This window comes from Pseudomonas sp., from assembly GCF_026224925.1.
Lineage (GTDB): Bacteria > Pseudomonadota > Gammaproteobacteria > Pseudomonadales > Pseudomonadaceae > Aquipseudomonas.
Map to the genome: position 1 here is coordinate 1 of NZ_JAMFRV010000545.1, position 9,319 is coordinate 9,319.

A 9,319-nucleotide genomic window follows, 5' to 3' on the forward strand; every position below is an offset into this window, starting at 1 on the left:
ACAGGTTGTTGAGGGTTTCCAGTAATCGGATGTAGTAGATGGGTTTGCGAAACAGGTCCAGAACCTGCAGGCGCAGAAGGTCGCTGACGTCTTCCATGTCGGCGTGGCCAGAGGTAACGATCACGGGTAAGTGTTGGCGTGAGGTGTGTTCGCGCAGGCGCTTGATCAGCGACAGGCCGCTTTCTTCCGGCATGCGCAGGTCGGTGATGACCAGAGCAATGTCCGGATGCAACGTCAATTGCTGCAAGGCGACTTTAACTGAGGTCGCCGTGAAGCAAACGAAACCCTCGCCCTCAAGCAACTCCGCCAGTTCATCGATGGCGTCCTCTTCGTCATCCACCAGTAGAAGTTCTTGGCGCATTGGAGCTGGGGCAGCCATAGGAATTACCCTTGTTGAGAGGACCGCGAAGGTTAAGGTTTAGCCGTCATGGGATGGCGGTCCCGCCAACTGCCGTCAATATTCCGTTGAAGATGATTTTAACTCGAGCCCCTACGGGTGTAATAAAGGCGACGAGGATGACCGCGACCATGGACGCCACAATGGCGTACTCAATCGCCGAAGCGCCGGAGCGATCGTTCAAGAATAATCTGATTCGAATTATAAGATAAGTAAGGAACATCCAAGTTCTCCTCGCACTCAAGGATACTGCTGCTGCAATCAGTGCAGCCTCACTCCCTTGTGTACCTACAGCATTGACGTCAAACACCGACCCGGCAACTGTAATAAAGTATTAATCATAAAGTTATAATTCAAACGTGGGTTCCCAATAGCCGTAAATTTCATGTGCTTATTGATCAGTGAAACATATTTTTAATCCGTCATGACTTTTTTCATTGGCTACGCTACCTTCAAATAGCCAATTGATTACTTGTTCATAGCTGCCTGATTGCGACGTTGACTTGTTTTAAACAAAACAGGGTTATGCAGTGGGAAAGGGAGAGCCGTCATGAACAGTCGCGTTACCATGGGATTTGCTGTTTTATTGTTGCTCGGAGCGCTATTTGCCGGGTATTGGGGCCTTGTTTTAAGTCGCCCGACTGTTGCGCCAGCAGAGGCGCAGGTCGCTCAAACGTCGGCCCCCGTGGTGGTTACTCCGGTTGCCCAGCCAATTGAAGACTCCTTGCGCCAACCCGTTTTGGTGTTGACCCGGGATCTACCCCCGGACACACCGATTACTGCGGCTGACCTGCTGATCGAGCGCGTCAAATTAGCCCCGGTCGGCAGTTTCACCAAACTTGACGACGCGCTGGGCCGTAGTGCTGCCCGAGCACTGTCGGCGGGCACGTGGCTCAGTGACAGCAGCTTTGACGCCGGTGGTTCATTGGCACGCATGATCCGCCCCAACGAGCGTGCCTTGGCCGTGGCCATCGATGAAGTCATCGGTGCGGGCGGCCAGCTCAGCCCTGGCGACTTTGTCGATGTGTTGCTGTTCCTGCCGCAGGACGCGTTCAATCCCGACAAGTCGGCGCAACTGGTGATCCCGGCGCTGCGCTTACTGAGCGTGGGTGAGTTGCTGGGGCCAACGATCGACGGGCAGGCGCCAGCGAAAGCGTTGAGCACCGACGAAAAGCTCAAGCTTGAGCAGCGCAGAAGTTCGGCACGTAACGTGGTGCTGGCGGTGCCGGAGCAGTTGCTCAGCCGACTGATGCTGGCGACTCAATCCGGCACGTTACGCTTGGCCGTGCGCAGCGCTGAAGAAAAGAACTTGCAACGCTATTGGGCGGGTGAAAAGGATCTGGCGGCGCGTCTGGATTCCACCAATCGTAACCTCGTGCACTTCGCCCAGTTGACCCTCAGCAGCCCGACCAAGTCTGTCGCAGGGCCCGGTGCACCCCGTCCGGCGCGACAGATCGAAGTCATCCGTGGCAACCAAATCACGCAACAAACTCCCTGATTGAGCAAGGAATGCAATTCATGAGTAGTGGTTCCATGCTGATGTTGAAGCAAGCTTGCGCGACCTTGATGGTCGTGGGGCTGCACTGTGGTAACGCCCTCGCAGCGCCGGCTGGCTGCGCGCAATTGGCGGTGCTGCCGTCTGTGATCGAGGTAGGGCAGGGCTTACAGCAGGACATACATTCACCGGTGGCCATCACGCGCCTGGCAGTGGGTGATGCGAAAATTGCCGACGTGAACGTCAAAGGCGATCAAGGTTTTCTACTGACGGGCGTCAGTCCAGGCGCCACCAGCCTGATGGTATGGACCGCCTGTTCTGCATCGCCCCGGCAAAGCATGGTGTTCGTCCAGGGCCGCTCCACCGCGGCGCTGACCAATACGGTGGTGGCTCCTTCGGAAGACCTGACGCTGGTCAATCAAGTGCAGACCGATATCCGCTTCGTGGAAATCAGTCGTACCAAATTGAAGGAAGCCAGCACCTCGATTTTCGGCAAGGGCGGCAACTTTCTGTTCGGCTCGCCGGGAACCGTGTCTGGTGCGACTGTGACGCCCGGCACGATCGGCATCCTTCCTCAGATCCCCCTCAACAACGGCGCGTTCAATATTGTCGCGGGCAACAGCAAAGTGCTGGGCATGCTCAATGCGCTGGAAAGCAGTGGTTTCGCCTACACCTTGGCGCGGCCGAGCCTGGTGGCATTAAGCGGGCAGAGTGCGAGCTTTTTGGCGGGGGGGGAAATTCCGATCCCGGTGCCGAACGGCCAGGGCAACGGCATTTCCATCGAGTACAAAGAGTTCGGCGTGCGCCTGACCCTGACCCCCACGGTGATTGGACGTAATCGCATCGCCCTGAAAGTCGCTCCCGAGGTCAGCGAGTTGGACTACTCCAATGGCGTGACCATCGCCGGGACCATAGTGCCGGCGCTGACTATCCGTCGCACCGATACCAGCATCAATCTGGCTGATGGGGAGAGCTTCGTGGTCAGTGGCTTGATCAGTACCAAAAACACCTCGACGGTGGGCAAATTCCCAGGGTTAGGTGACATTCCGATCATCGGCGCGCTGTTTCGTAATTCACAGGTCAACCGCGAAGAGCAGGAACTGCTGATGATCGTGACGCCGCATTTGGTCCAGCCATTGGCCGCAAATGCGCCGCTGCCATCGTTACCGGGCGAGAAGTTGCGCAACTACGACCCGAATTTCTTCCAAATGTATTTCCTCGAAAATGGCAATTTCGACCGCCGCACCGGGCTCTCCCAATGAGCCATAGCCTGAGTCAGACCTTTTTGGCAATTACCCGCACCAGCACCGACCTTGAATGGCTTCAGGGTGCGCTTGCGCCGCTCGGCCAAGTGGTCGGGGCGAGTACCGGCAACCTTGATGAGCTGTTGGCACTGGTAGACGTCACCTTTTCCAGCCTGTTGTTTGTCGGTCTTGATCGAGAGCATCTGGTGACCCAGTGCGCGTTGATCGAGGGTGCGCTGGAAGCTAAACCGATGCTCGCCATCGTGGCGTTGGGCGATGGCATGGACAACCAGTTGGTGCTTAACGCCATGCGCGCCGGGGCACGGGATTTCGTCGCCTACGGCTCCCGTTCCAGCGAAGTGGCGGGACTGGTCAGACGCCTGGGTAAACGCCTGCCGCCGGTGGCGCCGAATCCAAACATGGGCGGGCTAACCGTGCTGTATGGCGCGCAATGTGATGCCGATGGCGCCATGCTTGCTACACACTTGGCGTTGGTGGTGCAGGGTTGCGGCCAGCGCACCTTGCTGCTGGACCTCGGCCTGCCGCGCGGCGACAGCTTGGCGATGCTCGGCCTAGAAGCGTCGTTTAATTTTGGCGATGCCGTACGTCATTTGCGACGGCTGGACGCCACGTTGATCGACAGCGCGTTCACCACCGAGCCGTCGGGTTTACGCATTCTGGCGTACGCCGACGGTGATGACTTGCTGGAAAACACCAGTGCAGCCGAGTTGTACATGTTGCTCAGTTCTCTACGTCAACATTTCCAGCATGTGGTGGTGAACCTGGTGGGGCAGCCGGACAGCGAAGCGCTGCGCACGTTCGTTCTTCACTGCGATCAGGTGCTGTGGTGTGTAGATCAAAGTGTGCTTGATTGCCGACGCAATCTGGCGGTGCTTAATCTGTGGCGAGAAAAGGGCATGAAGTTGCAGCACGCCGGGCTGCTGATCGACCGCTATCTGCGCCCGGTTGCCCCCAATTCCGAAGACCTGGGTAAGACATTCGCGCTGCCCGTGCTCGCGGTACTGCCGTTTAGTCCAGAGTTGCGCCTAAATGCCAAGAACCAAGGCGTGCCGCTGTTCGAGTTGGTGCCACGCGAGCCTTTATGTCAGGCCTTACGTGCGCTGGGTGAGCGCCTTGCCAGGCGTTCTGAAACTGTAAGCAAACCCCAGGGAAGCTGGCTTAACCGACTGTGGGGGAGTAAATGAGCACGGAAAAGTTATTTGGTGTGCCGTCCCGAACGTCCGGCGGCAGTAACGACACTCAGGGCCTGAAGCTGATCCTGCACCGATACATCATCGACGCCATTGAGGAGACCGGTAAAAATCTGTTGGAAGGCTCGCGCCCGGCGTTAGCGCAGTTCGTTACCGACAAGGTGGGTGAATACATAGGTCGGTTGCACTTGGCGATTTCCCGCTACGAAATGGAGCGCCTGGCGGAGGAATTGGTCGATGAGTTGACCGGGTTTGGTCCGCTGGAAGTATTGCTGCGCGACCAATCGGTGACCGAGATTCTGGTCAACGGGCCGCACAAAGTCTTCATCGAACGCAATGGCGTGTTGCACCACACCGACCTGCGTTTTATCGATGCGCATCACGTCGAGCGGGTGATGCAGCGCATTCTTGCGCCGCTGGGCCGTCGTCTGGATGAGTCATCGCCAATGGTCGATGCGCGGATGCCTGATGGCAGCCGAGTCAACGCGATCATTCCCCCCATCGCATTGGATGGCCCTTGCCTGTCGATTCGAAAGTTTCGCAAGGACATGCTCAAAAGCGCTGACCTGATGGCGATGCAAACCATTGATCAGCCTATTTTTGAGTTCTTCGAGGAAGCCGTTAGCAAGCGTTGCAACATCTTGGTCAGCGGCGGCACCGGTACAGGCAAAACCACCTTGCTCAACATACTGAGCCAACTGATCGCCCCCCACGAACGGCTGGTGACCATCGAAGACGTCGCCGAATTACAGCTCGGTCATCCACACGTCGTACGCCTGGAAACCCGACCGCCGAATGCCGAAGGTCACGGCGAGGTGCGTTCCAGTGACCTGATACGCAACGCCCTGCGGATGCGTCCGGACCGCATCATCCTCGGCGAAATTCGCGGTGTGGAAGTGCTGGACGTGGTCACGGCAATGAACACTGGTCACGACGGATCAATGAGCACCATACACGCCAATAATGCACAGGATGCGCTGCTGCGGCTGGAGACATTGGTGGGTTTGACAGGTCGCCAAGTGGCAGAAAAAACGTTGCGGCAGATGATCTGCGCGGCGCTGGACGTGGTGATTCAACTGACCCGTATGCCTGACGGTCGACGCTGTGTTAGCGAGGTGGTGGAAGTGGTTGGGGTGCGCGACGACGTGTACGTGACCAACACTTTGTTTCGCCTGGATCGACGCAGTGGTTTTGGCTTCCTGCGTGAAGCGGTGAACCCGGCCGGGGATAAACTCCGGCGCGATTTTTAACCAGGTCGAGGTCGTTACTAAGGAGTGATAAAGATGGCGGCACCGCTGTTGCTGGCATTGGCCTTTGTATTTTTGTTCTTGGCATCGGCATCGCTGTTTTATCGCAGCCGGCGCAAAAGCGCGATCGAGCGTGTGATGGTACGTCTGGCTCACGGGCAACCGACGGTGCAAACCGACCGACCTGGCATGGCGCGTCTGGAGCTGGCTTTTTTGCGCGCCGGGCTGGGTCGGCCAGCCGACAGTCTGAACAGGTCGCTGGTGTTGTGGCTGGTATTAATGGTGCTGGGCTATCTGGTCGGGAAATGGGTTGGCGTACTGCTGGCGGTGCTGATCCCACCGCTACTGCTGCGTATGTACGTTGCCTGGCGTTATCAGCGTCGGGTACGGCGAATGATCGAGCAGTTACCGCAGATGCTTGACCATGCCGTGCGCAGCCTTAAGTCCGGTCGCACCTTGGCTGATGCGGTGTTGCAGGGCATTGAGTCGGCCAGTGATCCACTACAAAGCGCCATGCGTAGGATTCAGCGTAGCGTGCAGTTGGGCGTTAGCTTGCCCGATGCCACACAGGACTTTGCTGACTTGTACAACAAAGAGGAGTTTCGCGTGTTTGCTCTCGGCCTAAGGGTCAATCACCGGTACGGCGGTAATGCCAGCGAACTGCTGGAGAACCTGATCAAACTGATTCGGGAGCGCGAACAAGGTGCCCGTCAGTTACGCGCCATGACCGGTGAAACGCGGATGACCGCCTGGGTCCTGGCGCTGCTGCCGATAGGTATGGTCGGTTACTTTTTGTTGGTCAACCCCCACTACCTGATGAATATGTGGAACGACAGCAGTGGGCAACACATGCTGCTGGCGGCTTTTACCTTTCAGGTACTCGGTTGTCTGGTGCTGTGGCGCATGTTGCGGAGTATTTGAAATGGCCCTACTGATCTGTGCGTTGCTTCTCTTGGCTGGCGCCGCGCTGTTGTTCAGTCAATTGGCCAAGCAGCGCCGCAGCGAGCGCCAAGTCGCGCGACGACTGCACGGGCAAATGGCAAGCGATAGCCGCTTCGGCAGTTGGCTTCGTTTGCTGGGTGACAGTCGGTTTGGCCAGCGCTCGGTCAGTCTCGACGGCGAAACTCAGATGTTGCTTAACCGCCTGGGCTGGCGGCGGGCCAGGGAGCGCTCTCTCTACGCGGCTTTTCAGGTGGGCGTGCCATTGGTGTTGCTTGGCGTGGTTTGGCTGGGCCAGCATTTCTTTTATCAGACCGTGGAGTACCCATTTCTTGCCCCAATGTTCGCGTTGGGCATCGGTTATCTAGTGCCCAAGCGTTTATTGGCCATGGCTGCCGCGCGCAGGCAAAAGCGCTTGGCGACAGAAGTCTCAATCTTTATCCCGTTGCTGCGGATTTTGTTCGAGTCTGGCATGGCCGTAGAGCAGGCGATACGCGTGCTGAGCGGTGAAGGCAAGCAACTGCTGCCGATCTTGTCCGACGAGCTACGCATGGTGCTGGTGCGCGTGGATTCGGGCCTGGAGTTGGGTGAAGAACTGAGCAAAACCGCAGCCTTATTGGCGGTCGACGAATTCGGCGATACCTGCGTGATTCTCAATCAGTTGATCCAGCAGGGCGGTGGTGCAATGAAATCACTGCTGACCCTCAAGCAATTACTCGACGACAGACGTCTGACGCGATTGCAGGAATACATCTCCAAACTCTCGGCCAAGATGTCGATTGTGATGATGGTGTTTTTATTTCCTGCGCTCCTGATCGTGTTGGCTGGGCCGGGCTTTACGGCAATCGGCCACGCATTGCGTTCTTCGTGAACGGCTGTTGTTTCTCGGATCAAGGAGTGTGAGATGAAACGAATCTTTTTGTTTTTTGGGATGTTGTTGCTGGGGGGATGTGCCACCGATGGCGGGGCGCCGTGGATGCCATTTCCCGTTGCGACCACCGAGTGCGCCAAGCTCGGTTCCGATGATGAGTTAGCGCTTAACCTGGCCCAGGACATGGCCAACGAAGGGCGACTGCATGCCAGCCTGGCGAGCCTGGAAGCGATGCCCAATAACCTCGGCGAAGTGCGCTTGCGCAAGGCGCGGGTTTTGCGTTTGTTGGGTAGCAACGAAGCTGAACCGTTGTACCGCAGTTTGTTAGGCACCTGTCGCGCCGCAGAAGGCGAACATGGGCTTGGCCAGTTGGCGGTGGCGCGCGGCGACAACGATCAGGCACTGAAGCATTTGACCAACGCGATGCGGCTAGCGCCCACCGATGAAAAAATCCGCAATGACCTGGGCGTGGTTTATCTCAATCAGTTGAATCTGGAGCAGGCACGCTTTCAGTTCTTGACCGCGATTGAATTGAAACAGTCCGACACGCTGGCGGCAGTCAACCTGGTCACGGTGCTGCTGTATCAAGACAACTGGAAGCAAGCCGCTGAGTTGGTCTCCCGCGTGGGGTTGACCCCGGAGCAATTCAGCGAGGCTCAGGCCCGGGCCGAGCACCTCAAAGAGCCCGCCAGCAACCGTGCCGCCGGCCTTGATCGGGTCGCCGCGGTAATTGATTCATCGGCTTCGAAATGAACAGGGAGGCACCTATGAAGGGTTCAATTTCCTTCTGCATATTGTTGGCGCTTACGTCGGGAGGCGCCTGGGCCATTGAGGCTGGGCCTTCTTCCGCGCAGCAACAGGAGACCGAAAACTGGCTGCAGTTGCAGCCTCGGGCCACAGCGGCGTCGCCGATCAAACAGGTCTCGACTCAAGCTGAACGGGAGGCTAGTTTTCAGCGGTGGCTGAAAAGCTATACCCACGAGATATCGGAATTTTACGAGCAGGGGGCGGGCGGAAAGGTCTCTGGCGGCAATAGCCATTGAGACTGCAATCAATCTGGATAGCACAGAGCTTGTGGGAGCGAACTTGTTCGCGAATGATGCGGCGCGGTGTTTCAGGTGCACCGCGTTGTTCGCTTCCCGAATGAACTCGCTCCCACAGGGAATCTGCAGAGAGTGATTAATGCGCGGTAGCGCGGTGGTGCGGGGTTGAGCGGCTGGGTGATAGCGCCAGCGCGAGCTGCGTGCGGTTGTGCATATGGGTCAGGCGCAACACCTGGGAAACATAGAGCTTCACCGTATTTTCGGTAATGCCCAGTTCACACGCGATCTGGTAGTTGGTTTGGCCCTTGCCTACCAAATGGGCAACGTCCATCTGACGCGGTGATAATGGGTCAAAAATGGCCGGGATTGCGATTTTTTCCAACTGACCTTCGACGCCGCTGAGGTCAGAGGTCGACGCTGAGGCCGGTTTACGACGTACCTTATCCAGGTCTTGATAAATATCATCGATAGACGCGGCCAAGAACTTCAGCTTGTCGTTTAAATGGCCGAGATGCTGATGACTTTTGTGCCGCTCTTGCAGAGCCAACTCCTGGCGTTGTATGCCTTCCAATAACTCGTTCAGGTTGACCGGCTTTTGATAATAGTCAGCGATACCGGCGCGCAACGCTTTGATCACATCTTGCTTCTCGGCGCGTCCGGTAAGCATGATGGATTCAAAGACGCGGGTTTTACCGGCAATTCGTTTAAGTTCGTTTACTAATTCAATGCCGCTCATGCCGGGCATGTCCAAATCACACAGCACCAGGCCGACCTGAGTTTCATCGGTAAACTGCTTGATCGCTTCATGACTGGAATAACACCGCACACAGTTATAACCACTGCTCTCCAGAAATTCGCTCAACTCATCCACG

Annotated in this window: 11 protein-coding genes; 8 read left to right on the forward strand and 3 right to left on the reverse strand. The window is 57.1% G+C overall.

Annotation, left to right across the window (positions count from 1 at the left end):
• Together M0974_RS22930 and M0974_RS22935 are read right to left on the reverse strand one after the other, a co-directional pair.
• Positions 1–379, reverse strand: a 379-nt coding sequence (locus M0974_RS22930) for a response regulator (RefSeq protein ID WP_297842221.1), incomplete at its 3' end; no start/stop codon positions are given.
• Positions 380–425: 46 nt separating this feature from the next.
• Positions 426–620 (reverse strand): Flp family type IVb pilin, encoded by a 195-nt coding sequence (locus M0974_RS22935; protein ID WP_297842223.1) that lies wholly within the window; start codon positions 618–620, stop codon positions 426–428.
• 327 nt (positions 621–947) lie between these two features.
• On the opposite strand from M0974_RS22935, the gene cpaB reads away from it, so the two are divergent.
• From cpaB to M0974_RS22975, 8 genes are all read left to right on the forward strand, one after another.
• Positions 948–1,895, forward strand: coding sequence for a Flp pilus assembly protein CpaB (cpaB, locus tag M0974_RS22940; RefSeq protein WP_297842232.1), 948 nt, complete (start codon positions 948–950; stop codon positions 1,893–1,895).
• 68 nt (positions 1,896–1,963) lie between these two features.
• On the forward strand, positions 1,964–3,154 hold the full coding sequence (locus M0974_RS22945; RefSeq protein ID WP_297842264.1) for a type II and III secretion system protein family protein: 1,191 nt from the start codon (positions 1,964–1,966) through the stop codon (positions 3,152–3,154).
• The gene (locus M0974_RS22950; protein ID WP_297842237.1) at positions 3,151–4,341 is read left to right on the forward strand and encodes a pilus assembly protein; all 1,191 of its coding nucleotides are present in this window, start codon (positions 3,151–3,153) and stop codon (positions 4,339–4,341) included. Before M0974_RS22945 ends, M0974_RS22950 begins: the two co-directional genes overlap by 4 nt.
• The gene (locus M0974_RS22955; protein WP_297842247.1) at positions 4,338–5,597 is read left to right on the forward strand and encodes a CpaF family protein; all 1,260 of its coding nucleotides are present in this window, start codon (positions 4,338–4,340) and stop codon (positions 5,595–5,597) included. Before M0974_RS22950 ends, M0974_RS22955 begins: the two co-directional genes overlap by 4 nt.
• 33 nt (positions 5,598–5,630) lie before the next feature.
• A complete protein-coding gene (locus M0974_RS22960; RefSeq protein ID WP_297842250.1) occupies positions 5,631–6,515 on the forward strand; it encodes a type II secretion system F family protein in 885 nt (294 codons plus the stop codon).
• Position 6,516: 1 nt separating this feature from the next.
• A complete protein-coding gene (locus M0974_RS22965; protein ID WP_297842253.1) occupies positions 6,517–7,404 on the forward strand; it encodes a type II secretion system F family protein in 888 nt (295 codons plus the stop codon).
• A gap of 33 nt (positions 7,405–7,437) precedes the next feature.
• The gene (locus M0974_RS22970; RefSeq protein WP_297842256.1) at positions 7,438–8,157 is read left to right on the forward strand and encodes a tetratricopeptide repeat protein; all 720 of its coding nucleotides are present in this window, start codon (positions 7,438–7,440) and stop codon (positions 8,155–8,157) included.
• A gap of 14 nt (positions 8,158–8,171) precedes the next feature.
• The gene (locus tag M0974_RS22975) at positions 8,172–8,447 is read left to right on the forward strand and encodes a DUF3613 domain-containing protein (protein ID WP_297842258.1); all 276 of its coding nucleotides are present in this window, start codon (positions 8,172–8,174) and stop codon (positions 8,445–8,447) included.
• Positions 8,448–8,583: 136 nt separating this feature from the next.
• On the opposite strand, the gene M0974_RS22980 is transcribed toward M0974_RS22975, so the two are convergent.
• Positions 8,584–9,318 carry a response regulator transcription factor gene (locus M0974_RS22980; RefSeq protein ID WP_297842262.1) on the reverse strand — a complete coding sequence of 245 codons (735 nt, stop codon included), beginning with the start codon at positions 9,316–9,318 and terminating at the stop codon, positions 8,584–8,586.
• Position 9,319 lies beyond the last annotated feature (1 nt).

Bases quoted from the DNA above. Each gene is read 5' to 3' on its own strand.
- M0974_RS22935 (WP_297842223.1), bottom strand. From the start codon at position 620: ATGTTCCTTACTTATCTTATAATTCGAATCAGATTATTCTTGAACGAT.
- cpaB (WP_297842232.1), top strand. From the start codon at position 948: ATGAACAGTCGCGTTACCATGGGATTTGCTGTTTTATTGTTGCTCGGA.
- M0974_RS22945 (WP_297842264.1), top strand. From the start codon at position 1,964: ATGGTCGTGGGGCTGCACTGTGGTAACGCCCTCGCAGCGCCGGCTGGC.
- M0974_RS22950 (WP_297842237.1), top strand. From the start codon at position 3,151: ATGAGCCATAGCCTGAGTCAGACCTTTTTGGCAATTACCCGCACCAGC.
- M0974_RS22955 (WP_297842247.1), top strand. From the start codon at position 4,338: ATGAGCACGGAAAAGTTATTTGGTGTGCCGTCCCGAACGTCCGGCGGC.
- M0974_RS22960 (WP_297842250.1), top strand. From the start codon at position 5,631: ATGGCGGCACCGCTGTTGCTGGCATTGGCCTTTGTATTTTTGTTCTTG.
- M0974_RS22965 (WP_297842253.1), top strand. From the start codon at position 6,517: ATGGCCCTACTGATCTGTGCGTTGCTTCTCTTGGCTGGCGCCGCGCTG.
- M0974_RS22970 (WP_297842256.1), top strand. From the start codon at position 7,438: ATGAAACGAATCTTTTTGTTTTTTGGGATGTTGTTGCTGGGGGGATGT.
- M0974_RS22975 (WP_297842258.1), top strand. From the start codon at position 8,172: ATGAAGGGTTCAATTTCCTTCTGCATATTGTTGGCGCTTACGTCGGGA.